The sequence below is a fragment of the Aeromicrobium sp. Leaf350 genome, from assembly GCF_916858655.1.
Classification (GTDB): Bacteria; Actinomycetota; Actinomycetes; order Propionibacteriales; family Nocardioidaceae; genus Aeromicrobium.
Genome location: NZ_CAKASL010000003.1, coordinates 567,414 through 592,359, shown reverse-complemented (window position 1 = coordinate 592,359; position 24,946 = coordinate 567,414). Strand labels below are relative to the sequence as shown.

The 24,946-nt window shown below is 70.5% G+C and carries 30 protein-coding genes and 1 riboswitch; of the genes, 10 read left to right on the top strand and 20 right to left on the bottom strand.

The features are described 5' to 3' along the window. Nucleotides 1-23 precede the first annotated feature (23 nt). Nucleotides 24-851 carry a 16S rRNA (cytidine(1402)-2'-O)-methyltransferase gene (gene rsmI / locus LO931_RS16570; RefSeq protein WP_229054972.1) on the bottom strand — a complete coding sequence of 276 codons (828 nt, stop codon included), beginning with the start codon at nt 849-851 and terminating at the stop codon, nt 24-26. Nucleotides 852-1,005: 154 nt separating this feature from the next. After that, nucleotides 1,006-1,950 carry a hypothetical protein gene (locus tag LO931_RS16565; RefSeq protein WP_229054971.1) on the bottom strand — a complete coding sequence of 315 codons (945 nt, stop codon included), beginning with the start codon at nt 1,948-1,950 and terminating at the stop codon, nt 1,006-1,008. Between the two features lie 220 nt (nt 1,951-2,170). On the opposite strand from LO931_RS16565, the gene LO931_RS16560 reads away from it, so the two are divergent. Both LO931_RS16560 and LO931_RS16555 read left to right on the top strand, forming a co-directional pair. Continuing rightward, a complete protein-coding gene (locus LO931_RS16560; RefSeq protein ID WP_229054970.1) occupies nt 2,171-3,649 on the top strand; it encodes a dolichyl-phosphate-mannose--protein mannosyltransferase in 1,479 nt (492 codons plus the stop codon). Between the two features lie 27 nt (nt 3,650-3,676). Beyond that, nucleotides 3,677-3,740: riboswitch (guanidine-III (ykkC-III) riboswitch) on the top strand. An 11-nt stretch (nt 3,741-3,751) separates the two neighbouring features. Continuing rightward, nucleotides 3,752-4,066 (top strand): multidrug efflux SMR transporter, encoded by a 315-nt coding sequence (locus LO931_RS16555; protein ID WP_229054969.1) that lies wholly within the window; start codon nt 3,752-3,754, stop codon nt 4,064-4,066. A 10-nt stretch (nt 4,067-4,076) separates the two neighbouring features. Here LO931_RS16555 and LO931_RS16550 read toward each other — a convergent pair whose 3' ends face one another. From LO931_RS16550 to LO931_RS16495, 12 genes are all read right to left on the bottom strand, one after another. Beyond that, the gene (locus LO931_RS16550) at nt 4,077-5,906 is read right to left on the bottom strand and encodes a hypothetical protein (protein ID WP_229054968.1); all 1,830 of its coding nucleotides are present in this window, start codon (nt 5,904-5,906) and stop codon (nt 4,077-4,079) included. A gap of 73 nt (nt 5,907-5,979) precedes the next feature. Beyond that, the gene (locus tag LO931_RS16545; protein ID WP_229054967.1) at nt 5,980-6,585 is read right to left on the bottom strand and encodes a TetR family transcriptional regulator; all 606 of its coding nucleotides are present in this window, start codon (nt 6,583-6,585) and stop codon (nt 5,980-5,982) included. Nucleotides 6,586-6,616: 31 nt separating this feature from the next. Beyond that, a complete protein-coding gene (locus tag LO931_RS16540; protein WP_229054966.1) occupies nt 6,617-6,784 on the bottom strand; it encodes a rubredoxin in 168 nt (55 codons plus the stop codon). Next, nucleotides 6,781-7,050, bottom strand: a complete 270-nt coding sequence (locus LO931_RS17605; protein ID WP_304523520.1) for a rubredoxin — start codon at nt 7,048-7,050, stop codon at nt 6,781-6,783. The genes LO931_RS16540 and LO931_RS17605 overlap by 4 nt, the downstream gene beginning before the upstream one ends. A gap of 1 nt (nt 7,051) precedes the next feature. Further along, complete coding sequence (locus LO931_RS16530) at nt 7,052-8,305, bottom strand: alkane 1-monooxygenase (RefSeq protein WP_229054965.1); 1,254 nt, start codon at nt 8,303-8,305, stop codon at nt 7,052-7,054. Between the two features lie 268 nt (nt 8,306-8,573). After that, a complete protein-coding gene (locus LO931_RS16525) occupies nt 8,574-9,446 on the bottom strand; it encodes a type II secretion system F family protein (protein ID WP_229054964.1) in 873 nt (290 codons plus the stop codon). Between the two features lie 10 nt (nt 9,447-9,456). After that, entirely contained in the window at nt 9,457-10,404 is a 948-nt protein-coding gene (locus tag LO931_RS16520; RefSeq protein WP_229054963.1) for a type II secretion system F family protein, read from the bottom strand. Then, nucleotides 10,398-11,804, bottom strand: a complete 1,407-nt coding sequence (locus LO931_RS16515) for a CpaF family protein (protein WP_229054962.1) — start codon at nt 11,802-11,804, stop codon at nt 10,398-10,400. The genes LO931_RS16520 and LO931_RS16515 overlap by 7 nt, the downstream gene beginning before the upstream one ends. Then, nucleotides 11,804-13,000 carry a P-loop NTPase gene (locus tag LO931_RS16510; RefSeq protein ID WP_229054961.1) on the bottom strand — a complete coding sequence of 399 codons (1,197 nt, stop codon included), beginning with the start codon at nt 12,998-13,000 and terminating at the stop codon, nt 11,804-11,806. The genes LO931_RS16515 and LO931_RS16510 overlap by 1 nt, the downstream gene beginning before the upstream one ends. After that, nucleotides 13,000-13,722, bottom strand: coding sequence for a Flp pilus assembly protein CpaB (gene cpaB / locus LO931_RS16505; RefSeq protein WP_229054960.1), 723 nt, complete (start codon nt 13,720-13,722; stop codon nt 13,000-13,002). The genes LO931_RS16510 and cpaB overlap by 1 nt, the downstream gene beginning before the upstream one ends. Nucleotides 13,723-13,878: 156 nt before the next feature. Further along, nucleotides 13,879-14,064: a Flp family type IVb pilin gene (locus tag LO931_RS16500; RefSeq protein WP_229054959.1), complete on the bottom strand. Its 186-nt coding sequence runs from the start codon at nt 14,062-14,064 to the stop codon at nt 13,879-13,881. Between the two features lie 146 nt (nt 14,065-14,210). Then, nucleotides 14,211-14,369, bottom strand: a complete 159-nt coding sequence (locus tag LO931_RS16495; RefSeq protein WP_229054958.1) for a Flp family type IVb pilin — start codon at nt 14,367-14,369, stop codon at nt 14,211-14,213. Nucleotides 14,370-14,735: 366 nt separating this feature from the next. Between LO931_RS16495 and LO931_RS16490 the strand changes: the two genes are divergently transcribed. The 4 genes from LO931_RS16490 to LO931_RS16475 all read left to right on the top strand — a co-directional run bounded on the left by LO931_RS16490 (nt 14,736) and on the right by LO931_RS16475 (nt 18,397). Then, nucleotides 14,736-15,203, top strand: a complete 468-nt coding sequence (locus LO931_RS16490; RefSeq protein WP_229054957.1) for a TadE/TadG family type IV pilus assembly protein — start codon at nt 14,736-14,738, stop codon at nt 15,201-15,203. Continuing rightward, on the top strand, nt 15,203-16,780 hold the full coding sequence (locus tag LO931_RS16485) for a TadG family pilus assembly protein (protein ID WP_229054956.1): 1,578 nt from the start codon (nt 15,203-15,205) through the stop codon (nt 16,778-16,780). Before LO931_RS16490 ends, LO931_RS16485 begins: the two co-directional genes overlap by 1 nt. An 88-nt stretch (nt 16,781-16,868) precedes the next feature. Continuing rightward, nucleotides 16,869-17,420: an RNA polymerase sigma factor gene (locus LO931_RS16480; protein ID WP_229054955.1), complete on the top strand. Its 552-nt coding sequence runs from the start codon at nt 16,869-16,871 to the stop codon at nt 17,418-17,420. After that, on the top strand, nt 17,417-18,397 hold the full coding sequence (locus LO931_RS16475) for a DUF4349 domain-containing protein (protein WP_229054954.1): 981 nt from the start codon (nt 17,417-17,419) through the stop codon (nt 18,395-18,397). The genes LO931_RS16480 and LO931_RS16475 overlap by 4 nt, the downstream gene beginning before the upstream one ends. A 76-nt stretch (nt 18,398-18,473) precedes the next feature. On the opposite strand, the gene rpsN is transcribed toward LO931_RS16475, so the two are convergent. Genes rpsN through rpmB form a run of 3 tightly spaced genes read right to left on the bottom strand, consistent with a single transcriptional unit; the run spans nt 18,474 to nt 19,185 of the window. Continuing rightward, entirely contained in the window at nt 18,474-18,779 is a 306-nt protein-coding gene (rpsN, locus tag LO931_RS16470; protein ID WP_229054953.1) for a 30S ribosomal protein S14, read from the bottom strand. Beyond that, on the bottom strand, nt 18,779-18,949 hold the full coding sequence (rpmG, locus tag LO931_RS16465) for a 50S ribosomal protein L33 (protein WP_229054952.1): 171 nt from the start codon (nt 18,947-18,949) through the stop codon (nt 18,779-18,781). Before rpmG ends, rpsN begins: the two co-directional genes overlap by 1 nt. Beyond that, nucleotides 18,949-19,185 carry a 50S ribosomal protein L28 gene (rpmB, locus tag LO931_RS16460; RefSeq protein ID WP_229054951.1) on the bottom strand — a complete coding sequence of 79 codons (237 nt, stop codon included), beginning with the start codon at nt 19,183-19,185 and terminating at the stop codon, nt 18,949-18,951. Before rpmB ends, rpmG begins: the two co-directional genes overlap by 1 nt. Before the next feature lie 57 nt (nt 19,186-19,242). Here rpmB and LO931_RS16455 point away from each other — a divergent pair, with 57 nt between their 5' ends. From LO931_RS16455 to ykgO, 4 genes are read left to right on the top strand one after another with little or no spacing between them, the layout of a single operon-like run. Next, nucleotides 19,243-19,488, top strand: coding sequence for a type B 50S ribosomal protein L31 (locus LO931_RS16455; RefSeq protein ID WP_229054950.1), 246 nt, complete (start codon nt 19,243-19,245; stop codon nt 19,486-19,488). After that, a complete protein-coding gene (locus tag LO931_RS16450; protein WP_229054949.1) occupies nt 19,485-20,579 on the top strand; it encodes a GTP-binding protein in 1,095 nt (364 codons plus the stop codon). The genes LO931_RS16455 and LO931_RS16450 overlap by 4 nt, the downstream gene beginning before the upstream one ends. Nucleotides 20,580-20,610: 31 nt before the next feature. Beyond that, nucleotides 20,611-20,814 carry a 50S ribosomal protein L32 gene (rpmF, locus tag LO931_RS16445; protein ID WP_229054948.1) on the top strand — a complete coding sequence of 68 codons (204 nt, stop codon included), beginning with the start codon at nt 20,611-20,613 and terminating at the stop codon, nt 20,812-20,814. Continuing rightward, nucleotides 20,811-20,933 carry a type B 50S ribosomal protein L36 gene (gene ykgO / locus LO931_RS16440; protein ID WP_229054947.1) on the top strand — a complete coding sequence of 41 codons (123 nt, stop codon included), beginning with the start codon at nt 20,811-20,813 and terminating at the stop codon, nt 20,931-20,933. The genes rpmF and ykgO overlap by 4 nt, the downstream gene beginning before the upstream one ends. Before the next feature lie 16 nt (nt 20,934-20,949). Here the strand turns inward: ykgO and LO931_RS16435 are convergent, their stop codons facing one another. The 3 genes from LO931_RS16435 to LO931_RS16425 form a co-directional block, all read right to left on the bottom strand. Then, the gene (locus LO931_RS16435) at nt 20,950-21,588 is read right to left on the bottom strand and encodes an anti-sigma factor (protein WP_229054946.1); all 639 of its coding nucleotides are present in this window, start codon (nt 21,586-21,588) and stop codon (nt 20,950-20,952) included. Beyond that, nucleotides 21,585-22,151, bottom strand: coding sequence for an RNA polymerase sigma factor (locus LO931_RS16430; protein WP_229054945.1), 567 nt, complete (start codon nt 22,149-22,151; stop codon nt 21,585-21,587). The genes LO931_RS16435 and LO931_RS16430 overlap by 4 nt, the downstream gene beginning before the upstream one ends. A 181-nt stretch (nt 22,152-22,332) precedes the next feature. Beyond that, on the bottom strand, nt 22,333-24,882 hold the full coding sequence (locus tag LO931_RS16425; protein WP_229054944.1) for a right-handed parallel beta-helix repeat-containing protein: 2,550 nt from the start codon (nt 24,880-24,882) through the stop codon (nt 22,333-22,335). Nucleotides 24,883-24,946: the final 64 nt, after the last annotated feature.

Genomic DNA, 24,946 nt, shown 5'->3' with positions numbered 1-24,946 from the left:
AATCCTAGTGAGCGGGCGAACGGTCAGGCGTGGGCGGCGTCGTACACGAGGTTCTTCGGTGCGCCGGTCGTGCTGGCGACGTGCGCGATGGCGTCCTTGCGGCTCAGGCCCGTGGCCTCGGCACGGTCGACGAGGTCGGCCAGCACGTCGGGGTCGAGCTCGACCTCCTCGGCCGCGGCGCCCTCGACCACGATCGTGATCTCACCTCGCACGCCCTGCTCCAGGCCCTCGACCCACTCGAGCAGGTCGAGGGTCGTGCCGCGCACGACCTCCTCGTAGGTCTTGGTGAGCTCGCGGCACACGACGACGCGGCGCTCGGGGCCGAAGACCGCGTGCATCGCGCGGAGGGTCGACTCGGTGCGGTGCGGGGACTCGAAGAAGACCAGCGTGCGGCGCTCGGCCGCGACGTCGGCCAGGAAGCGGTCGCGGGCCTTGGGCTTGCGCGGCAGGAAGCCCTCGAAGGTGAAGCGGTCGACGGGCAGGCCGGAGATCGCGAGGGCCGTGAGGACCGCCGAGGGTCCGGGGATCACGCTGACGTCGATGCCGGCGGCGACGGCCTCGGCCACGAGCCGGTAGCCCGGGTCGGAGATGCTCGGCATGCCCGCGTCGGTCACGAGGACCACGGAGTAGCCGACCCGCAGCAGGTCGACGAGCTCGGTCGTGCGGGCCTGCTCGTTGCCCTCGAAGAACGACACGATCCGGCCGCGGGTCTCGATGCCGAGCTCGGCGGTGAGCCGCGCGAGGCGTCTCGTGTCCTCCGCCGCGACCACGTCGGCCGACGACAGCGCGGGCCCGAGGCGCCGGGAGACGTCCGAGACCTGACCGATGGAGGTGCCCGCGAGGATCAGCATGCCTGCATCGTGCCACCCCTCCGCTCCCCCGTCCGCCGGGGCGGTGAGTCTTCCACGTATGAGCGCGACGGTGCCCTGGGCGGTGAGTGTTCCACCCTGTGAGCGCTCATACGGTGGATCACTCACCGACCTCGGTGGAGGACTCACCGCCCCGTCAGCGCGCCGAGGAGGGAACGCGCAGCCGAGGAGCCCTGAACAACCATTCCCACACGACCCCGAACTCAGGAGGCGGGCCGTCGTAGCCCTGGGCCACCAAGGCACGGTGGACGAGCCGCACCAGACGGCGCGGGTTGGCGAGGTCGCGTGCCGTGATGCGGAGGTAGTTCCACCCTGCTTCCCGCAGCCGACGGTAGCGCTCGATGTCCCAGGCGAACTGCTGCGGATCCATCGCGTGCTGACGCCCCTCGTACTCCACGATCAGCCGCCACCGCCGGAACACCAGGTCGCCGATGGCCAGGAGGTCCGGGCCGTCCATGATGCGCGCGTTGACCTCCGGAGCCTCGAGACAGGCGGCGCGGATGATCGTGCGGGTCTGGCTCTCCGGGATGGAGGCCGCGGCCGGATCGATCCATGGCATCAGGTGCTCGACGAGCTCGGCCCCGGGCCGCCACGGGTCACGTGCTGCGACCGCCTCGATCGCCTCGCGCGTCGCAAGCCCCGAGGCCAGCAGCCGGTCGGCCACTGCCACGGCCCGAATCGGCGGAAGGATCGACGCCGACTGGACCCAGGCCGCCGGGATGGTGACGCCGCTCGCGTCGGTCGGCGGGAGCTTCACGGTGCGATGCAGCATGACCCCGTCGTACGTCAGGTGCAGCTCGCGACCGATCGTGAAGTGCAGCAGCCGCTCGCCGGCGTGCACCCCGGCGATCTCCAGCCGCGTCGTGTGACTCACCACCGCGTCCTGGGGCAGCGCCAGGCAGGCGGCGGCCAGGAGACCCGTGCGGTCGAGCGTGGTCGAGGCGAGCCGGAAGACGCAGGGATGCATTCGCACGAACCGCGGGTGATCCAGCATGCGGTCGGTGAGCCCGGCCTCGATCGCCTCGCGTCGGTGGAAGGCGCGATGCGCCAGGTGAGCCGGGAGCGGTGTGGGTCGCTGCATGCCGTCACGCTGCCCAGCGGCGGCCGACTGCGGGGCCGGACTTCCCTGCCCTGTGCACGACCAGACCCTGGGGATTTCTCGGGGCGGTGAGTGTTCCACCTACGCCGGTGAGTGTTCCACCGTATGGGCGCTCATACGGTGGAACACTCACCGCCCACCCGCTCGCGCGGGGTCAAAGGTGGAACACTCACCGCCCCCTCGGGGTCGCTAGGGTGAGCGGGTGCGGCGGATCGACGAACGCGTGTGGGGGTGGCTCGGTCCGATCGGGGTCGCGCTCCTGGCGTTCGCGACACGCGTGTGGAACGTGGGGTCGCCGAACCAGCTGCTCTTCGACGAGACGTACTACGCCAAGCACGCGTGGTCGATGCTCGAGGTCGGCTACGCGCGCGACGCGGTCACGGGGGCCGACGACAAGATCGCGGCCGGCCAGACCACCGACCTGTTCACCGAGCTGCCCACGCAGGTCGCCCATCCCGAGGGCGGCAAGTGGATGATCGCGCTCGGCGAGCACTTCTTCGGTCTCGACGGCTTCGGCTGGCGCATCAGCGCGGTCGTCGTCGGCGCCCTGACCGTGCTGGTGCTGGCCCGGCTCGTGCGCCGGCTGACCGGGTCGACCTGGCTCGGCTGCCTCGCCGGTCTCCTGCTCTGCGTCGACGGCATGCACTTCGTGATGTCGCGCCTCGCGCTGCTCGACGGCTTCCTCACGTTCTGGATCGTGTGCGCCGTCGCCTGTCTCGTCGCCGACCGCGACCGCATCATGCGCCACCTCGAGACCAGCGGGTCCTGGCGACCGCTCCGTCCGTGGCAGCTGCTCGCCGGCGTCTGCTTCGGCATGGCCGTGGCGACGAAGTGGAGCGGCCTGTTCCCGCTCGCGGTCGCCGGCATGCTCGTCGTCGGCTGGGAGGTGCTGCAGCGCTGGAGGTCGCCCTGGCGCGACCCGGAGACCCCGCTGCTGCACTGGTGGACCCGCACGCTCCTGTTCGTCGGCGGCCCTGCCTTCGTCTCGCTCGTCGTCGTGGCCCTCGTGGTCTACGTCGCGACGTGGACCGGATGGCTCGTCCACCACGAGGTGTACGCCCAGCGCTTCGACCTCGGCGACGGCAACCGGTTCAGCCAGCTCTGGCAGTTCCACCTGCTCGACTACCGCTTCCACACGGGCGACTTCCTGGCCGACCAGTCCCACCCCTACCAGTCGAGCGCCTGGGGCTGGCCCGTGCTGAGCCGCCCGGTCGCGGTCGAGGCGCAGAACGACCTGCCCGCCGTGATGTGCGGAGCCGGCCCGGGCGACTCCTGCATCCGTGTCATCACGCTGCTCGGCAACCCGCTGGTCTGGTGGCTGGGCTCGGCCGCCGTCGTCGCCTGCGCGGCGATGTGGCTCTGGGAGCGGGCCTGGCGGTACGGCCTCGTGCTCGCGATGATCGCCGCGCTGTGGCTGCCGTGGTTCCGCTACGACGACCGCCCGATCTTCTCGTTCTACGCCGTCACGATGCTGCCGTTCATCATCGTCGCGATCTGCCTGGTGCTGCGCGACGTCTGGGCGGCGGCCGGCGTCGTGGCGCGCCGGGTGCTGATCGGAGGCATCGTGACCTACGTCCTCGTGGCGGTCGGCCTGTTCTGGTGGTTCCACCCCGTGCTCACGGGTGAGACGATCCCGCGCTCGGCGTGGGAGGCCCGCATGTGGTTCCGCGCCTGGATCTAGGCGGCACCCCGTGCCTTGCTAGCGTCTGAGGTGCCCGATCCGGGCCCCGGACGAGGCGCGTCGTACCCGGCCAGCGACAAGACGATGCGAAGGAGCATCGTCATGCACTGGATCGTCCTGGTCGTCTCCGGAGTCCTCGAGGCCGTGTGGGCCACGGCCCTCGGTCGCTCGGAGGGCTTCACCCGGCTCACCCCGTCCGTCGTGTTCGCCACGGCCCTCGTCGCCAGCATGGCCGGACTGGCCTACGCGATGCGCGGGCTCCCTGTGGGCACGGCCTACGCCGTCTGGGTCGGCATCGGCGCGACCCTGACGGCGGGGTACGCGATGGCCAGCGGTGACGAGGCCGTGTCGATCGTCAAGGTGCTGCTGCTCCTCGGCATCGTCGCGTGCGTCGTGGGCCTCAAGCTCGCCCACTGACCACGACGCGTCAGGCGCGGTGCCGCGCCGGAGCCAGCTTGCGTCGCATCCCGACGGCCACCATCAGCAGTCCGAGGGCGGCGAGAGCGAGGCCGCGCGTGAGGTCGCCGGCGAAGCTCGAGGCACCCGTGTCGGGCAGCGCACCGTTGCCGGGACTCGACGAGCCGACGCTCGGGAGGCTCGTGCCCGGCGTGGTGCCGCCACCACCACCGCTCGGCGGGGTCACCACGGCCGGGATCGCCGTGAACGACGCGGCGACCGGCTGACCGGTGGTCGCCCCGGTGCCGTAGACCCGCGGGTCGACGGCACCGGCCGCGCCGACGCGGTCGATCGAGAACGTGAGCGTGGCCGGACCCGGAGCTGCGGGAGCGGTGTACGTGAGTACAGCCGATCCGGCGGCGAGCGTGCCGGTCGTGGGAGCGACCGTGCCTCCGGTGGCGGCGGCGCCGAACGGGAGCGTGGCCAGCACTCCGGTCGGCGTGTAGGCGGAGCCGTCGCTCGTGGCCAGGCGTCCCGTGACCGGGAAGCTGCTGCCGACCGTCACCGGCGCCGTCGGGAGACCCGAGAGCACGGGCAGCAGCCACGGGCCGGTGACGATCGAGCCGGTGCCGGTGTTGACCGCGGGCGAGCACCCGGCGACGACCGGCCCGGCGGGATCGGCGACGCAGCCCCACCAGTTCAGGGCCGCGCCGACCGCGACCGTCGTGCCGTTCTGCACGCCGACGGCGTCGCCGATGAGCCGGTTGCCCGTCAGCGTGACGCTCTGCGGGTTCTGGGCCTTGACCGTGTCGACGGAGACGCCTCGCCCGACTCCCGTGACGGAGTTGCCGGTGACGTCCGCGTCGATGACGTAGCCGCCGATCGTGACGCCCCGGGTGTCGGTCGACGTGCCGTCTCCGCTGATCACGTTGTCGGCGATCTGGACGCTGCCGAACCGGGTGGGATCGGTCGCGACGGTCGAGTTCGTGCTCACGAGGATGCCGCTGTCGGTGCCGGCCAGGCCGGTCACGGTGTTGCGACGGATCGTGACGTCGTCGAACCCGCCGCGCGAGTCGAGCGTCGCGTTGTTGTCGATGTTGCGCACGTAGACGAGTCGACCGACGCTCGTGTTGTCCTCGATCACGACCGGATCGGTGATGCGGCTCGGGCTGTACTCGTTGAAGACGAGGATCGCGGAGTTGCCGAACCCGCCCTCGCGCAGGTCGTTACGGGCGATCGTGACGTCGCCGCGCCACGCGTCGACGCCGATGGCGTTGTAGTAGTGGCCCGTGAAGGTGCTGTCGGTGATCGTCAGGTTTGGGGCGACGCGCTCGGTCGTGCCGGTCAGGCCGCCGTCGGCGTAGACGCCGTAGCCCGGGCGCGTGACGTCCTGGTTCGCCTGGAGGTCGAGGTTGTCGAGGATGACGTCGGTGATGCCGGTCGTGACCTGCTTGACCCCGATCGAGATGCCGAAGTACTGCGATCCCGTCGTGTTCTTGCCGGGGTTGCGCAGCGTCAGGTCGCGGATCACGACCTGGCCGGTGCCATTGGCGACCACGCCGGGCAGGATGCGGAAGATGCCGGGCACGGTGCCGACGCTCGCACCGCCGCCGTCGATGATCGTCGTGCCCGTGCTCGCTCCCTGGATGGTCAGCGGCTTGTCGATGATCACGCCGAACGCCTGGTAGGTGCCGGCTCCGACCGAGATCACGTCACCCGGGTCGGCGGCCGTGACGGCCGCCTGGATCGTGGTGAAGTCGCAGCCGGTCGCGCACACCGTGCGCGTCGCTGCCTGGGCGGGCGTGGCCACGAAGAGCACCGGGACGGCGATCAGAGTCATGGCCAGGAAAAGACGACGCATCACGGCGACCTCCGAGGTTCGGGTCACCGTACCCCGGGAAACGCCGTTTCAGGACATTCGTCCGAAAAAGGTTTCAGCCGCGGGCGCCCTTGAGGGCCAGTCGCAGGATCCAGCCGATGTCGGCGGCCGCCTGGGCCGGCGGCTTCGAGGGGCGCGTGATCGCCGAGAGCACGAGCCGCACGACGCTCTCGACCGCGACGTCGACCTCGGCGTCGGTGAGCGGCAGGTCGAACGCGCCGTCGAGGATGCACTGCTTCACCGCGGCGCCGGCGGTGTCGATGATCTCGCCGGACTCGACCGTGAGGATCGCCAGCAGGTCGGGGTCGTGCTCACCCGGCACGGAGCCCACGATGGTGCGGACCAGGAGGCTGCGCTCGCCCAGCTCCAGCGCGCCCTCGCAGGCGGCCACGACGGCGTCGACGACATCGACCTGTCCGGCCATGCGCTCCTGCACGACCTCGAGGAACCGGGCCAGCTCGCGCATCGCGAGGTGCTCGGCGAGCTGCCGCTTGGTGCCGAGCTCGTTGTGGACCGTCTGACGACTGACGCCCACCTCGTCGGCGATGCGCGACATCGTGACCGACGACCAGCCCCGCTTCTCGATCTGCCCCTGGGCGGAGTCGAGCAGACGGTCGCGCAGCTGTCCCTGCACGGAGGCCCGGAACGTCACGACGGTCATGCCGCGACCGTACCTGGCGTCCGGTCGCGCATCAGCCGACCTGCACCATCGTGAAGTCGGCCTTCGCTGCGCCGCAGTCGGGGCACGTCCAGTCGTCGGGGATGTCCTCCCACTTGGTGCCGGGCGGGAATCCCTCTTCCTCCCAGCCCTCGGCCTCGTCGTAGAGGAATCCGCACTGCTGGCACTCCCACTGCTTCACGCCTGCTCCTGTTCCTTCAGGTGCTCGGCCCGCTGCCGGGCCAGCGCCTGCTCGCGCGTCTCGGCGCTGATGACGTTGCCGTCCTGGTCGTTGCGGATGAACTCTTCCACAGGCACGAAGTCGACCTGCTCACGCACGCCGCAGTCCGGGCACGTCCAGTCCTCGTCGACCTCGGCGAACGGCGTGCCCGCGGGCCAGCCCTCGCGGGGGTCGCCCTTGGCCTCGTCGTAGACGTACTCGCAGTTGGGACAGATGAACTGGGCCATGTCAGACCGCCACCTCCTCGGGCGCCGCCTGCGGCGGGGTCGCACCGTACTTCTCGTAGTACTTCTTCTCCAGGCGCGGATGCACGTTGGCCTGCGTGATGTCGCCGTCGTAGTGACCGAGCACGCGTTCGTCCATGACGCGGCGCCAGATCTGCGGGACCCAGGTCGCGACGATCATGCCGGCGTAGCCCGTGGGCAGGACCGGGGCCTCCTTGAAGTCGCGGAGCGCCTGGTAGCGGCGGGTCGGGTTGGCGTGATGGTCGCTGTGGCGCTGCAGGTGGTACAGCAGCACGTTGGTGCCGATGTTGTTGCTGTTCCACGAGTGCGAGGGGTTGACGCGCTCGTAGCGGCCGGACTCGAGCTTCGCGCGCTTCATGCCGTAGTGCTCGAGGTAGTTGACGCTCTCGAGCAGCCAGATGCCGAGGACCGCCTGGACCAGGAGGTACGGGAAGATCTGCCAGCCGAAGGCCGCCATCGCGGCGCCCCAGAGCAGCACGGTGAACATCCACGCGTTGATGAGGTCGTTCTTGAGGCTGTAGGGCGACTTCTTGAGGCGGGCGAAGCGCTTCTTCTCCAGCTCCCAGGCACTGCGCAGGCTGCCGATCACGGTGCGGGGCATGAACTCCCAGACCGTCTCGCCCATGCGGCTGGACGCCGGGTCCTCGGGGGTCGCGACCCGCACGTGGTGGCCGCGGTTGTGCTCGATGTAGAAGTGGCCGTAGGCGGTCTGGGCGAGCGCGACGCGGGCGAACCAGCGCTCGAGCTCCTCCTTCTTGTGACCGAGCTCGTGGGCGGTGTTGATGCCGATGCCGGCGACCATGCCCATGCCGGTGGCCAGGCCGACCTTGTCGTACCAGGTGAGGTTCTCGGCGATGCCCGGCAGCACCGAGGCCGTGAACGGGTCCCAGCCGAAGATCGTGCCGTCGCCGAGCAGGAAGCAGCCCCACAGGAACCCGGCGATCTGCAGCGGGATGAAGGCGAAGGTGACCCAGCGGTAGTAGCGGTCCTCCTCGAGCGCCTCGATGAGCTCGTCCGGCGGATTGTTGGGGTCGAGGCCGGCGACCAGGTCGAACAGCGGGATCAGGACGAACACGAAGAACGGCCCGAAGTACCACCACACGTGCCACTCGGTGGCGGCGACGAGCCCCCAGATCATCATCGGGATGAGCGGGATGACCGCTCCCATGATCCAGAGATAGCGCTTCTTGTCGGTCCACTCGACCCGCTGGCCGTCGACCACTGCTGACACCGTCATGACATGCTCCTCGCTTCGCTTGACACAAAGGTATGACATGTCAACCAACTTGACAACCCCGTGTGACCTGTCAAGCAGTCGGCTCCGGGCCGTGGCCAGCACCGGCCGTCACCATGACGAGCGAAGCGAGCAAGAGAGGGCGCGTGGCCGAGGAACGAGGGCACGAGACCGAACGACACAGACCCGGACCCACCTCCCTCACAGGATGGGCCCGGGCTGTGCCCCCGAGGGAGCGGGTCTGAGTCTGCCTGGGCAGACGGTCTCGGGTCTACTGCGCGTAGGCAGAGACGATCGCGGGGCCGAGCACGATGATGAAGAGCACGGGCAGCACGCAGAGCATCAGGGGCACGAGGATCTTGACCGGCACCTTCTGCGCCTCCGCCTCGGCACGCATCCGTCGGGCGTGCCGCAGCTCGGTGGCCTGCGAGCGCACGACCGACGCGATCGAGATGCCGTACTCCTCGGCCTGCACGACGGCCCCACAGAAGTTCTTGAGGTCGTCGATGCTGGTGCGGTTGGCGAGACCGAGGTAGGCCTCGCGCCGCGACAGGCCGAGCGTCATGTCCTGCACGAGGCGCATGACCTCCTCGGCGAGCGGTCCGGAGTTGCGCTCTCCGGCGCGGGCCAGGGCCTGCTCGAACCCGACGCCGGCCTCGATCGAGATGACGATCTGGTCGAGCAGGTCGGGCAGCTCCTTCTGGATCTGCTGCTGGCGCTTGACCGCCATGTTGTAGATCAGCAGGTCCGGCACGAAGTACCCCAGCGGCACGGCCAGCACCCCGACGAGGACGAGGGCCGGCGCTCCGCCCTTGAGCACCATGACGAGGCAGAAGAGCGAACCCACGGCCAGGCCGATCGGCTTGTACGTCACCGCCTTGTCGACCGTCCACGCCGCCGGACGCCCCGCGAGCACGAGGTTGCGCTCGATCGCGTCGACGAAGCTGGGGGGCGTGAAGCTCGCGACCCAGCCGCGCGGCAGGCGGTTGACCTGCATGAGCCGCTTCTTGGGCAGCTTCTCCTCGCGGTGCGCGAACTCCTGGGCGCGGCGTTGCACCTCGCCGTTGGGCGTGGCGACGATGCCGAGACCGACCGCGAGCGCGGCGAGCGAGGCGATCAGCAGGACTGCAGCGATGAGCACCATGACATCCCCCTCAGAAGTCGATCTTGACGATGGAGCGCATCCACAGGCCACCGAGCGCGTAGAGGATCACGCTGCCGATGAGGAGGATCTTGCCGATCCCCGCCTCCAGGAAGATGCCGAAGGTGTCGCCCGCGATGAGGGCGTAGTAGCCGCCGATGCCGACGGGCAGCAGCATGAGGATCACGGCGGACAACCGGCCCTCGGCCGAGAGCGCGGCGACCTGCTGGCGGATGTGCTGACGGTCGCGGATCGTGGCGGCCACCTGGTCGAGGATCTCGTTCAGGTTGCCGCCGGTCTCCCGCTGGGCGCCGATCGCGGCGCCGACCCACCGGAAGTCGTCGCTCTGCATCCGCACGGCGACGTCGTCCAGCGAGGTCAGGACGTCGCGTCCGACCTTGGTCTCGTTGACCACGCGGGCGAGCTCCGGCCCGATCGGGGCGTCGGCCTCCCGCGACACGGCGTCGAGGGCGCGGGGGAAGCTGTGACCGGCGCGGAGCGAGGCCGCCATGATCTGCAGCGCGCCCGGCAGCTGGTCGGCGAACTTCTTCTGCACGCGACCCGTGCGCCATCGGACGAAGATCTTCGTCACGACCGGCACGGCGACGGCCAGGAGGATGCCGACCAGCAGGCTCCCGAGCAGCACGAGCCCGAGAGCGGCGGCGACGACGGCCGCGCACCCCATCAGGATGACGAGGGTCGTCACGGGTGTGCGGATGCCGGCGAGCGCGAGCTCCTCGACGGTGAAGAGCTTCATGCCCCGCTCCCGCATCGCCTCGTCGACGCGGTCCTCCACGGCGACGGCGACGCGGTTGAGCATGCTCTGCTGCTCCACCACGGCGTACTCGGCGACCCGCTGCCGCTCGACGCGGCGGCCGGGAGGCCCGGCCAGCGCGATGTAGAGCGAGGACAGCGCGCCGATGATGAACAGGCTGGCGATGACGACGAGCACGGTCACCACCCCCCGGCGTTCGCCGTGGCCCCGGACAGGTTGCCGAGGTCGAAGTGGATGCCATGATCGGCGAACTTCTCGCTGAACCTCGGTCGCACGCCCGTCGGCTTGGCCTGACCCAGGAACTTGCCGTTGGCGTCGACCCCCGCGGAGTAGTCGAACGTGAAGACGTCCTGCAGCGTGACGGTGTCGCCCTCCATGCCCAGCACCTCCGTGACGTGCGTGATGCGGCGCGTGCCGTCGCGCAGTCGCGCGATCTGCACGATCAGGTCGACGGCCGACGCGCCCTGCTCACGGATGGCCCGCAGCGGCAGGTCCATGCCGGCCATCAGCACGAGGGTCTCGAGCCGCGACATGGCGTCACGCGGGCTGTTGGCGTGCAGGGTCGAGAGCGAGCCGTCGTGGCCCGTGTTCATCGCCTGCAGCATGTCGAGCGCCTCGCCACCACGACACTCCCCGACCACGATGCGGTCGGGTCGCATGCGCAGCGAGTTGCGCACGAGGTCGCGGATCCGCACCTCGCCCGCTCCCTCGATGTTCGGCGGGCGGCTCTCGAGCCGCACCACGTGAGGCTGCTGGAGGTTGAGCTCCACCGCGTCCTCGATCGTGACGATGCGCTCGCCCGGCGGGATGAACGCCGACAGCACGTTGAGCAGGGTCGTCTTTCCGGTGCCGGTACCGCCGCTCACCAGGATGTTGAGCTTGGCGAGCACGCAGGCCTCCAGCAGGCGACCCATCTCCTCGGTCATGCTGCCGAAGCCGATCAGGTCGCCGACCCGCAGCGGGGTCTTGGAGAACTTGCGGATCGTCAGCGACGAGCCGTCCACCGCGAGCGGCGGGACCACCGCGTTCACACGGGATCCGTCGGCGAGGCGGGCGTCGACCAGCGGGGAAGACTCGTCGACGCGACGACCGATGCGCGACACGATGCGGTCGATGACCCGGCGCAGGTGGTCCTCGGACGTGAAGCGTGCGGACGACAGCGTGAGCCGGCCGTTCCGCTCCACGTAGACCTGGTTGTACCGGTTGACCATGATCTCCGAGACGCTGTCGTCGTCGAGCAGACGCTCGAGCGGGCCGAGACCCAGCGCGTCGTTCTCGACGTCGCGGACCAGGCGGCGCCGCTCCTCCGGCGAGAGCAGCTGCTGGTCCTCCTCGATGATCTCGGTCAGCTCTTCGCGCACGATCTCGTGCAGCTGGTCCTCGGTCAGGCTCGAGTCGCTGACCCGGGCACCGAGGCGGTCGAACAGCGCGTCGGTCGTGCGCTGCTTGATCTCGCCGAAGGCGTCGTTGGCCGCCGAGATGGCCGCGATCGAGTCGTCGTAGTCGGGCACGGTCTCGGCCTCGACGGCGTCGATCCGGGCGGCGTTGAGCTCGCGGGCGGAGGCGAGCCGGTCGCTGAGACTCATCACGCCACCTCCAGTCGCTTGTGGCCGGCCTTGGGCTCGACCTCACGGGCGCGGTCGAAGATGCGCTTCGCGAGTGAGCGGATCGACTTCGAGAACGGTCCGTTCTTGATCGTCGTCAGGGCGGGGACGCCGCGGTTCGCGGCCGACTGGATCTCGACCATGCGAGGCAGCACGGTGTCGGCCGGCATGCCGACGACCGCCTCGACGTCCTTGATGCGCAGACCCGACTGCTTGTCGGCGAAGTTCACGGCGAGGTACTTCGAGGCCGGCAGCAGGGCCAGCTCGGTCAGCAGCTCGACCGCCTTCCGAACGCCGCGCAGGCAGGCCATGTCCATCGTGGTCACGACGATCGCGTCGTGGCTGACCTCGAGCGCCGCCAGCGTCGCGTCGTCGAGCCCGGAGGCCGTGTCGATCACGACGTAGCGGAACTGCGTCTGCAGCTGACGGATCAGCTCGGTGACGTCGGCACCGGTCACGTGGTCGTTGGCCGCCGGCGACTCCGCGCCGCAGAGCACGTAGAAGCCCTGGTCGTGGACGGTCAGGTACGTCTTGAGCAGCAGGCTGTCGCGGCCCGCAGCGCCGAAGGCGTCCTCGAGCGTGTGGGTCGGCTTGAGGTTCAGCACCGTCGAGACGTCACCGAACATCAGGTCCAGGTCCAGCAGCACGACGTCCATCGGCGACTGCTCGGCGAGTGCCACGGCCAGGTTGACCGAGATGTTGGTCTTGCCCACCCCGCCCTTCGGCGAGAGCACCGTGATGGTGCGCGAGCTGAAGTCAACGGGCTGCGGGGGCGGCGGCGCCATGACCCCGGCCTGGTTGGCGCCGCCCTGGCTGTCGAGCCGCTTGCGCAGGTTCGACAGGAACAGGGCGTCGTCCAGGGACGGAGCGATGTCGCGGATTCCCGCGCGCATCGCCTCGAGCAGCATCGACGGCTCGGCGTTCGAGACGAGCACCATCGCGACGTCCGGGCGCACGGCGTGCACCTCCGCCGCCATCGCGATGGAGCGCTCGAACGGCACGTGGTTGGTGAACACCATGACCCCGGGCAGCTGCGAGGCGTCCATGCCGCGCAGCAGGCTCACGCTCGGCGCGGAGACCGAGGCGGCGCTCAGGGCCACGGCGCGGTAGCCGATCGCCGAGCCCACCCGCTCCGCCGTCACGTCGTCGGCACCGACGATCAGGACGATGCCGATCATCACGGCACCTCGAACGGTGCGACGTTCTGGTACGTGATCGTCATGCCGCCACTCGTGTCGGTCTTGTCGGTCTGACGGGTCAACCAGATCGTGCCGAACTCCTTGGCATGGACGATCTGCTCGGCCTGCATCGTCGTGACCGCGACCGTGATGACGGTGCCGGTCGTGGCGCCGTTGGCCTCCTCGGCCGGGTCCTCGACGAGGGCACCGTTGTCGACCTTGAGCACGAGCAGGTTGTTGATCGGGTTCGAGGTGATGCGGATGTTGCCGTCGAGGGTGAAGGACGTGAACACACCGACCTTGTCCCCTGCGGTGACCGCGCCACCGACGAAGCGCTCGCCGTCGATCTGGATCGACAGCTCCTGCATGCCGGCCGGCAGCGACGCCGGGCCCTTGACCGAGTCGGCGTCGTCGAACTTGGCCTCCGACAGCTGGTCGCCCGCGAGCAGCGCGACCTTGGTGACCTGGTCCTTGACGTCGTCGAGCGAGGTCAGGGCGTCCGGGACCTGCGCGGCCTTCGGGATCTTGACGAGCTCGACCTTGTCGGCGATCTCGGAGACCGGCGTCTTGACGTCGATGTCCTCCGTCGCCTGCAGCACCTCGACGGTCTCGGTGCCGTCGAGGGCGCGGTCGTTCGCACCCTTGGCGTACAGCACGAGCGCGACGACGGCCATCAGGGCCAGCACCGCGGCCACGAGAATGGCAATGACCTGCTTCTTCATCTCTGCTCCCTCAGATCTGAAGTGGAACCGCGGACGTCTCCCTACGTCCGGCGGGTGCCGGGCTCAGAGCCCGACGCGAGGCTCGAGAGCCTCGAAAATGAGTGAGGGGGCGCGGCGGGCAGCAGCCCGGCGCGCCCCCTCCTCGCGACTGCTAGCTCAGACGAGCTCGCCGGCGACGCTGTTGAACAGCGTCGACAGGTTGGTGCCGAAGAGCGTGACGGCGACGATGATCGCGGCGGCGATCAGGGCGACGAGCAGGCCGTACTCGACGGCGGTGGCGCCCTTCTCGTCCTTCTTCGGCGCGGCGACGAACGACAGCAGCGTGGCGTAGAACTTGGTCATGATGTTTCTCCCTCAGTGATGTGTTGCCACCGACTTGGTGGCTCTCCCTGGGAAGAAACGTAAGGGGACCAACGACCGTCGAACCATAGAAGTTACGGGCTATCTTTCCCTAGTCCGTTCGGGCCATACGTCCCGAGGTCTCGGGATCAGTCCGACAGGAACGACAGGTCGTAGAGCGCGGGCACGACCTCACCCAGCGCCACGATGCCGATGAGCACAATCGCTGCAACCAGAGCGATCAGCAGCGCGTACTCCACCCCGCTGGCACCGCGATCTGCGTGCCTCGTGCTCCAGAGCCTCTTCATCAGATGCCCCTCCCTCCCCCGTGAGGGGAGCGTAGACCTCGGTCGGCCCCCTGTCACAGGCCCGGGACTTTTGGTGGCTCGACCCGGGCCGGTCCCGGGACCCGTCCCGGTCCGCGACCTGCAGCTCCCTCGCGCGCGAGGGGTGCCCGGCGCCGGCGACGGTGCCCTACCGCCGCTTCCACGCCTGGAACGACGGCAGTTCCGGACTCATCTAGTTCCAACGGGCCAGTGACGATGACTGCAACGGACCCTAGGATCGGCCGGGTAGTTGGTCCCGTGACCGGTGGGGAGACCGGGCTCGGAGCACGATCGACTACCCGTTCCTGAGGAGACAGGGACGGAGCAGACAACACAGGGAGAGTTGTCATGAGTTGCCGTCGACGCCGCGAGCGCGGTGCGGCTGCGGTCGAGTTCGCGCTCATCGCGCCGCTGTTCATCGCTCTGCTGTTCGGGATCATCAGCTACGGCTACATGCTGAGCTTTCGGCAGGGCATCAGCCAGGCCGCTGCCGAGGGCGCGCGCGTGTACGCCGTCTCGCCCCAGGGCACCGACTTCAAGACGAACGCCATCAGCGCGATCAACCGGAGCCTGAGCTCGTACAACGTCACGTGCACCGCTGCCGGGAGCCTCACGCGCAACGGCACGGTCGTGGGGGCGTGCACGGTGCCGACGACCGCGTCGACCTGCACGGGCAGCACCTCGACGACGGCGCGGTGCGCGAAGGTCGAGATCCGCTACAACTACCGCGACCACCCGCTCATCACGTCCTTCCCCGGGCTCGGCTTCACGCTGCCCGAGACCCTGCGGTACGACACGACGGTGCAGGTCAACTGATGACGTGGCTCCGGAGCCGCCGCCCCGACCGTGACGAGCGAGGTGCCATCGCCCCGATGGCCGGGCTCCTCATGGTCGTGGTGCTCGCGGTCACCGCGATCGCCGTCGACCTCGGTCTCGGCCGCGCGGCCGCGCGCGACATGCAGGCGGTGGCCGACGCCGTGGCGCTCGACGCCGCACGGGCGCTCCCCGCCTCCTGCGGGTCGGGCACCGTCACCACGGCGGCCCAGCAGAGTCTCGCTCGCCAGGGTCAGCGCATCGGGCGCAACGACACCATGACGGTCCGCACCGGCAAGCTCAGCGCCACCGGCCAGTTCCTGTTCACGTCCTCCGGCACCTGCAACGCCGTCGAGGTCCGCATTGGTGCGACGGTCGACTACGCCTTCGCCCCGGTCATCGGCCAGGAGTCCGGCCCGGTCGCCCGCACCGCGGTCGGCAGCCGCGCCGAGCCGGCCCTCTGCTTCTCTGTCGGCACGAAGACCCTGTCGCTCAACACCGCCGAGAGTGCGCTCGCCCCGCTGCTCGCCGGCGTGCTGCAGGCCGACTTGAGCGTCGTCGGCTACGAGGGCCTGGTCAACATCAAGAACACCTACGTCCCCCTCGCCCAGATCGCGGTCGAGCTCGGCCTCGGTAGCCCCGACGCCATCACCAACGCGAACGTGTCGCTCGGCGCCCTCATGCTCGCGACGGCCCGGGTGCTCGCCCGCGAGTACCCGGCGGTGAACCTCACGGCGCTGAACGCCGTGGCCGCCCAGGTCAACCACGTGCGGGTGCGCCTCGGCGACATCCTGACGCTCGACACGACCGGCACCAATCCGCTCGAGGCGAACATCGGTGCACTCGACCTGCTGACGGCCGGCATCCTCAAGGGCGCCCTGAACCTCAAGGGCGCCACCGGGCTGCACGCCATCGACGCGTCGGGCCAGGTCACGGCCGGCTCCGGGCTCTCGATCAGCGAGGTCAAGCTCACCGTCATCGAGGCCCCGAAGATCGCGTGCGGCCCCGTCGGCACGAAGGCCGAGAGCGCGCAGGTGCGTCTCGGGCTCAAGACCGGCATCCCCGTGCTCGGCCTGCTGCGCGCGGCCGACCTGTCCCTCGGCGTGAAGGTCGGCGAGGGCAGTGCCACGTTCTCGAGCGTCAACTGCTCCACCACCTCACCGACGGCCGGCTTCAACGCGACCTCGGCCGGCGCCTCGATCGTCGGCTTCGACGGAACGGGCCACGCCAAGCTCGACATCGTGACACTGCTCGGCATCCGCCTGCTGGGCATCGACATCGGCGGCTCCGTGGCTGCGGGCAGCTCGACCTTCACCTTCCCCTACCCGGCCAACACGGGCAATGCGAACCCGGCGACGAAGAGCGTCACCGGCGGGGTCAACCTGAGCCTGAACGTCCTGCCCACGACGCTGCTCGGGCTGCTGCTGAGCCCGGTGACCTCGGTGCTGAGCAACGTCGTGTCCCTGATCGGGAACAACGTCCTGACCCCCGTCCTGGGAGCCCTCGGCATCGGCATCGGCCGGACCGACGTCACCGTCATGGGACGGCCGTCCTGCAACGGGGTCAAGCTCGCCGGCTGACTCTCTCGGGGTCATCCGGCAAGGCGGTGAGACGGTCGGGGGGCCGCCGGACATCTACGGTCAGAACGATCCTGACGGAAGGTGTGCCGTGGACGACGTCACCGACGCGACGCTGATCGGTCGAGCCCGCTCGGGCGACCGGCAGGCGTTCGGCCAGCTGTACGACCGCCACGTGCGGCCGGTGTTCTGGCAGGCGTACGCCGTGCTGGGCGAGGTGGGCGCGGCCGAGGACGCCGCGCAGGAGACCTTCGTGACCGCCTGGCGGAAGCTGGGCTCCATCCCGGCCGCCGACTCCGCGCTGCCGTGGCTGCTGGTCACCGCCCGCTACGTCGCGCTGAACGCCCGCCGCGGCGACACGCGACGGCAGCGCCGCTCCGCCGAGATGCCGGACGACGTGGCGGCCGACGACGACGTCGAGGCCACGGTCGAGGCGGCCGACGTGCGGGCCGAGATCGCCCAGGCCGTCGCCGCCCTGTCGCCCACCGACCGCGAGCTGTACGAGCTGTGCCTGGAGGACGGCCTGACCTACGCCGAGGCCGCCGAACAGCTGGGCCTGACCCACGCCTCGGTCCGCAACCGCCTCTCGCGGCTGCGTGCCCGACTCCGTTCCGACCTTCGAGCCGTCAAGGAGACCGCATGAACACCTCGACCGTGCTCGACGACGAGCGCATCGCCGACCTCCGCTCCCGCGTCATGGGAGAGGTCGAGACCGACGTCCGACGCCGCGGTCGCCGCACCCGCATCGCCGCCGGCGGCGTGGCCGCCTCGATCGTGCTGATCGGCGGCGCTGCGGGGTTCTCGGCCGTGATCAGCGGCACCGACCCGACGCCGAGCTTCGAGGGAGCCCCCGTCCCGGGTGGTGCCTCGTCGACCGACGGCGACTTCTCCGAGTCGATCGAACCGGCTCCGGGCGGCGACGCCGCGGTCGGCCCGAGCAAGGTCGCCGAGCCCGACCAGCAGACCGTGCCGTCGGAGCCAGGCCGCGACGTCATCACGACGGGCCAGGTCTCCCTCACGGTCTCCGACCCGGACGCGTCCGCCACGGACTTCGGCGCCTGGGTCGAGGGGGTGGGTGGACGCGTCGACCACCGGTCCGACCACTCCGAGAGCTCGTCGCTGACCGTGCGGGTCCCGGCCGGCCAGGTCAACGCGGCCCTCGAGCAGCTCCGGGCCCTCGGCGACGTCGTGAGCACGTCGGTCGATCGGGTCGACGTGACGACCGAGGTCGTCGACCTCGACGCCCGGATCGCCGCTCTTCAGGCCTCGATCGCCCGCCTGACACAGATCCTCAGCACGGCGGCGACGACCAGCGAGGTCGTGGAGGCCGAGGCGAACCTGACGCAGCGCCAGGCCGAGCTCGACGGGCTGGTCGCCCAGCGCGCCGCGCTCGGCGAGCAGGTCGACCTGTCGACGATCGACGTCTCGTTCACGGCGACGGAGTCGGCCTCGAGCGTCGAGCCCGACGGCTTCCTCGGCGGGCTGCGCACCGGGTGGAACAGCCTCGTCGACACCGTCAACGGTCTCGTGACCGGTGCGGGCGTCGTCGCACCGTGGCTCGTCGTGGTGCTGGTGCTGGCCGGTGGCGCCTGGGCCGTCACCCGCCGCCGCAAGAGCTGACGCTCCCCAGATTTGCGCCGAGCCAGGCGGAATGTGCACGACAGTTCCGCACATCTCGGCGCAAATCTGGGTACGGCTACCAGGAGGACTTGGTGATGCCGGGGAGGTGACCGGCGTGGGCCTGCTCGCGGAAGCGGATCCGCGAGAGCCCGGTCTTCCCGACGTGGCCGCGCGGCCGGCCGTCGACCTGGTCACGGTTCCGCACCCGCACCGCCGCCGAGTCGCGCGGCAGCCTCGCCAGCGCCCGCGACGCCTCGATCCGTTCGTCCATCGACAGGCTGACGTCCTTGCTGGCACGACGCAGCTCGGCGCGCTGCTCGGCGTAGCGGGCGACGACCTCCTTGCGCCGCTCGTTCTGGACGATCTTCGACCGCTTGGCCATCAGCGCTCCTCCTTGAAGTCGACGTGCCGGCGCAGCACGGGGTCGAACTTGCGCAGCACGATGCGGTCGGGATCGTTGCGGCGGTTCTTGCGGGTCACGTACGTGTAGCCCGTGCCGCCGGTCGACCGGAGCTTCACGATCGGTCGGACGTCGTTGCTCTTGCTCGCCATCAGAGCTTCTCCCCTCGGGATCGGATGTCGGCCACCACGGCGTCGATGCCGCGCTGGTCGATGGTCTTGATGCCGCGTGCGCTCAGCGTCAGCGTGACGTGACGGCCGAGGCTCGGCACCCAGTAGCGCTTCTTCTGCACGTTGACGTCGAAGCGGCGCTTCGTGCGGCGGTGCGAGTGCGAGACGTGGTGGCCGAAGCCGGGCGCCGCTCCCGTCACCTGGCAGGTGCGTGCCATTCGTCCTCCTGATGTACTATGAGACTCATTCTCATTAAGCATACGGGAGACGCCATCATGAAGCAGAACCTGCACCCCGAGTACCGACCCGTGGTCTTCCGCGACCGCTCCGCCGGCACCGCCTTCCTGACCCGGTCGACGCGCACGAGCGACGAGACCGTCGAGCACGAGGGCGCCACCTACCCCGTCGTCGACGTCGACGTCTCCAGTGCGAGCCACCCGTTCTGGACCGGACGCGGCCGGGTCGTCGACTCCGAGGGTCGGGTCGAGGCGTTCCGCCGCCGCTACGGGAGCGGCCGATGACCCACGGCCGGTCGACACAGACCCCCGTCATCCTCGTCACCGGCATCGACGACGCGGCGATGGAGGCCGCGACGGTGGGCCTGCAGTTCGACCTGCCGCACGCCGCCGTCATGCGGCACACGCTCGACGTGCCGTCGCAGCTGCTCACCCGCCGTGTCAGCGACCTGACCGGGCTCGTCGAGTCCGAGCAGATGGACCTCGACCACGCCTGCGTGAGCTGCGCCCTGCGCGAGGACATCGTGCCGACCCTCGAGCGCCTGGCTGCCACCGGTCGGTGGGGCGCGATCATCGCGCACCTGCCGGTCTCGGCCGAGGCGCTCCAGGTCTGCCGGGTCGTCGCCATGGACCAGCGCATCGCGCCGCACGTCCGCATCAGCGCCGTGGTGCACGCCCTCGACAGCAGTCGCGCGAACCACGACCTGCTGGGCGACGACCTGCTGGCCGAGCGCGGGGTCCACACCAGCGAGGAGGACACACGCGGCCTGGCCGAGGCGCACTGCGCCCTCGTCGAGTACGCCGACGTCGTCGTCACGGTGGGAGATCTCGACGAGCCGGACGCCGACCTGGTGCGGGCCCTCGCCCGACCCGAGGCGCTCCTCGTGCCCGACGGCTCGACGCTCGACCCGACGCTGCTGACCGGCGCCCTGCACCAGCACGGTCGCACGGAGCGCTGGGTCGACGTGGTGCGGCGTGGGACGCTTCCCGCGCTCGAGTCCGAGCACGTGTGGCGGCTCGACCTGCGCACGACCCGCCCGCTCCACCCGGGGCGCCTGCTCGACGGCATCGAGTCGCTCGGCGGCGGACCCCGGCGGTCGCGCGGCTGCTTCTGGCTGCCGACCCGTCCCGGCACGATCTGCGCCTGGGACGGCGCGGGCGGTCAGCTCAGCATCGGGCCCGCCACGCCCTGGGGTCGCGCCACTCCCCTGACCCGCATCGTCGTGACCGGTGTCGACGACGAGCGCGCGGCCCTCGTCGAGGCGTTCCACCACGCCCTGCTCTCCGAGGCCGAGGCAACCGAGCGCGGCCTGTACTGGGAGGTCGCCCACGACGGCCTCGAGCCCTGGCTCGGACGCATCACCCGCGCCGCCTGACCTCAGCCCGACCTCGAGAAGGAGCACCACCATGGCCGTCCCCAAGCGGAAGACCTCCCGCAGCAACACCCGCCACCGCCGCTCGCAGTGGAAGGCGACCGCCCCCGACCTCGTGCCCGTCACGGTCGACGGGCGGACCGTCCGGGTCCCCCGACGCCTGGTCACCGCCGTCCACCGCGGCCTGGTCGACGTCACCCACCTGCCCAGCACCACCCCGAACAGGAGCACCCGATGAAGGTCCGCAACTCACTGAAGTCGCTCAAGAACCAGCCCGGCTCGCAGGTCGTCCGCCGCCGTGGGCGCACCTTCGTGATCAACAAGCAGAACCCGCGGCTGAAGGCCCGCCAGGGCTGAGCCATGGCCCGGGGCGTCAGTCGATCAGGTCGACCGTGCCCCGGGCCACCAGGTCGCCGGACGGAGCCGGGTTCCCGTCGCGGGGCTCGCGCGTGATCTGGACGTCCGTGACGACGCTGGGGTCGACCGCGGCGTGGAGCACCACGACCGTGTTCCCCTCCTCGTCGGGGTGGAACGTGCCGGCCGAGACCCACGTCGAGCCGCCCTCGTCGGTCAGGAACCACAGCTCGTAGAACTGCTCGTAGGGCACCACCGGCAGCGTGTCTGACCGCAGCGTGACGATGCGCCCCTCGGGAGCCGCGGCGCCGTCGATGACGACCCGTGCTCCCGCCGGGCCGGTCAGCTCGGCCGAGAACTCCTCGGATCCACGGGCCAGGAGGTCCTCGTCGTCGGCACCGACCCAGGTCGTCGCGCCCACACCGATTCCCGCGCCAGCCACCAGAAGTGCGGCGGCCGCAGCGAGCAGGCGCCACCGCCCGCGCGCCGGCCGACGACGCATCGAGGCCACGTGGTCGCGCAGCAGGGCGACCTGCTCCGGCGACGGAGCCAGGTCCTCGGCGGGGAAGGCCTGCCGCAGCTCGGCACCCAGAAGACGCTCGAGCTCGGCGTCGTCGCGACTCGGGTCGTCGGCGGGGATCCCGTCCTCGTTCGTCATGCGTCCACCTCCTCGATGAGCGTCCGGAGGCGCGCGAGCGCCCGGAAGTTTGCCTGTCTGACCGCACCGTGCCCCTTCTTCAAGACCTCGGCCACCTCGGCGACCGACAGCTCCGCGACCTGCCGGAGCCACAGCACCTCCTGGTCGTCGACCGAGAGCCGCTCGAACGCCGCCCGCACGGAGCTGACCTGTTCGTCGCGCAGCACGTGCTCGAGCGGTCCCCGCTCGTCCGCCACCTCGACGAGACCGAGCGGACTGTCGGCGACCGGTCGTTCCCGCTCCTGCCGGCCGGAGCGCCTGATCTGCTCCAGCACCACGAGGCGCAGGATCCCGTAGAGCCAGGCCTCGACCCGGACCCCATGGTCGGCGAGGTCGTCGATCCGGTCGACCGCTCGGGCCAGGCACTCGCTGACCGCGTCGTGCGGGTCGTAGCCGCCAGGGAGCCGTCGACGGGCGTACTCCACGAGGCGTGAGTACGAACGGCGGTAGACGGTCTCCCAGGCATCGGGATCGAGCGCGCGGAACCTGGCCAGCAGGTCACGCTCCGACGTGCCTGGCTCCACGGACCCGATGATACGCACTCCCGCTGCTCCCTTCCCCTGCCCCGTGCTCCCACACCCCGCGCGCGAACACACCGTGCTCCGGTGCGTCCCGTGCTCCGGCTGCGGAGTCACGCCGCACCCTGACGACGTCGGCGTGCGTGATGACCGGTACCCGGTCACCACGCACGCCGCCATCGTGGACTCAGCCGGTGTAGTTCGGCTGTCGGGTGGTGGCCGTGGCCGGCGCCGCCGGGACGCCGCCGTTGTTGCCCGCGCGATCGCCGCCGTCGACGGCTGCACCGACCTCGACCGCGCCGGAGTCCGGCGCGGAACCGGCCACACGGGCGGCCCCACGCTGGTCGGTGGTCAGGTCACCCAGGCCGCCGACACCCGCGTTGATGGCCGGGCTCCCGGTTGCGGGCAGGTGGGTGAAGGTCGGACCACCGTTGTCGGCCAGCGCCCCGAGGCGCGGGTCGTCGGTCTCGACGTCGCTACCGACGTTGCCGTCGACATCAGTGCCCAGGACGTTGCCGCCCAGGGACGTGACCGGGGTCTGGGCGTCAGCCGCCGTGTTGCCGGACAGGATGCTGTTGCCCAGCGTCACCGGTCCGGCCGTGCCGGAGCTGTTGGCCGTGACGGTGACGTGGATCAGCGTGGTGGCGTCGTCGGCCGCACCGGGATCGGTGGCCACACCGCCGCCGACGGCGGCCGTGTTCCCACTGAGCGTGCTGCCCTCGACGGTGAGGTTGCCACCGACGTTGTACAGCGCACCACCCTGACCAGCGGTCGTGTTGGCGTCCAGCGTGGTACGCGTGACCGTCATCGTGCCGGTGCCGGAGTTCCAGAGGCCGCCACCCTGGTTGGTGGCGCTGTTCTGGCTGACCTGCGAGTCCTCCACGGTCACGGTGCCCGCACCGGTCAGGTGCAGGCCGCCGCCGTTGCCGGGAGTGGGGCCCGTCGAGTTGCCCTGCAGCATGACCGCGGTCACGGTCGTGACCGACCCGTCGCCGGTGGCCTCGATGCCACCGCCCGCGCGGACCGCGTCGTTGCCGATGATGTCGGTGTCGCTGACCGTCAAGGTGCCGCCGCCGGCGTTGAGGATGCCGCCGCCCGAGCCCGCGGCGCCATCGGCGCTGTTGGCCTCGATGAGGGAGGTCTCGACGACCAGGTCGCCGCCGTCGTTGTGCAGGCCGCCACCGCCGGAGTCCGCGGGGGCGCCCGAGGCGGTGTTGTTGCTGATGTTCGACGACGTGACCGTCATGGTGCCCGCGGCCGAGTTCCACAGGCCGCCGCCCTCGTTGGCGGCCAGGTTGCCCACCACGATCAGGTCGCTGACGTCGACCGTGCCGGCACCGGTCAGGTGCAGACCGCCGCCGTTGCCCGGACCAGCGCCGCCGCCGGTGAGGTTCTCGCTGAGCGAGCCACCCGAGAGCGTGGTCGTGCTGCCCGCGGTGGCCTCGACGCCACCACCGGCGCGGACGGCGGTGTTGTTGTCGATCGAGGAGTTCGTGACCGTGAGCGTGCCGGCGAGGGTGAGCACGCCACCGCCGGAGCCGGCGGCACCGTCAGCCTCGTTGCCCTCGATGATGCTGCTGGAGATCTCCAGCTTGCCGCCGTTGTTGAACAGGCCGCCGCCACCGTCGTCCGCGGCCGCACCGGAGGCGGTGTTGCCGATGATGTCCGAGCTGGTGACCGTCATGGTGCCGGTGCCGTTCCACAGGCCGCCGCCCTCGAGCGTCGCGGTGTTGTTCGTGACGGTCGAGTCGCTGACGGTGGCGGTGCCGGCACCCGTGATGTGCAGTCCGCCGCCGTTGCCCGGCGCGCCGCCCGTGCTGTTGTCGTCGAGCGTCACCCCGGTCAGGGTGGTCGAGCCGATGTTGGCCTCGACGCCGCCGCCGGCGCGCAGCGAGGTGTTGCCGGAGATCGTGGAGTCCACCACCTCGACGTTGCTCTGGTCGTTGAGGATGCCGCCGCCCGAACCCGCAGCACCGTTGGCGACGTTGTTGCTGATCGTCGCGTTGCGGACGGTGAGCTTTCCGGCTCCGGCCTCCTGGAACAGGCCGCCACCACCCTGGTCCGCGGTGGCGCCGGACGCCGTGTTGCCGGTGACCGTGGTGCCGTTGACCGTCATCGTGCCGGCGCCGGAGTTCCACAGGCCGCCGCCCTCGGCGGCCGCGGTGTTGCCGGAGACGGTGCCCCCGGTGATCGAGACGGTGCCCGCACCGGTGAGGTGCAGGCCACCGCCGTTGCCCGGCGCCGCGCCGGTCGCGTTGTCCGTCAGGTCCGTGTCCGTCAAGGTCGTGGTGCTACCGGCGGAGGCCTCGATCGCGCCGCCGGCCCGCTCGGCCGAGTTGCCGTCGAGGGTCGAGTCGGAGATCGTCAGCGTGCCTGCGTTGAGGAAGGCTCCGCCGGAGCCGCCACCGGCTGCGGACGGGGCGTCCGCGGGCCGGCCGCCCGTGACGGTGACTCCGGAGATGGTCAGGTCGCCGCTCGCGAGCACGTGGAAGGCGCGGTCGCCGAGAGCGGAGGCGTCGATGGTCGCGCCGTTGCCCACGATCGTGATGTCGGTCGTGATGTCGAGGTCGCCCGCAGCATCCGTCAACGCGTAGGTGGTGCCGCCCTGGAGCGTGATGACGTCGGCCTCGGGAGTCGCCTCAGCCGCAGCGATCGCGCCACGCAAGGTGGCGGGGTCGGCCGGGTTGTCGGCGGTGCTCGACACCGTGAACGATGCGGCACTGACTGTCGTCGGCACCGCGACCATCACTCCTCCGGCGAGAGCAGCTACCCCCGCGGCGTGCATCCATCTGCGCATTGAC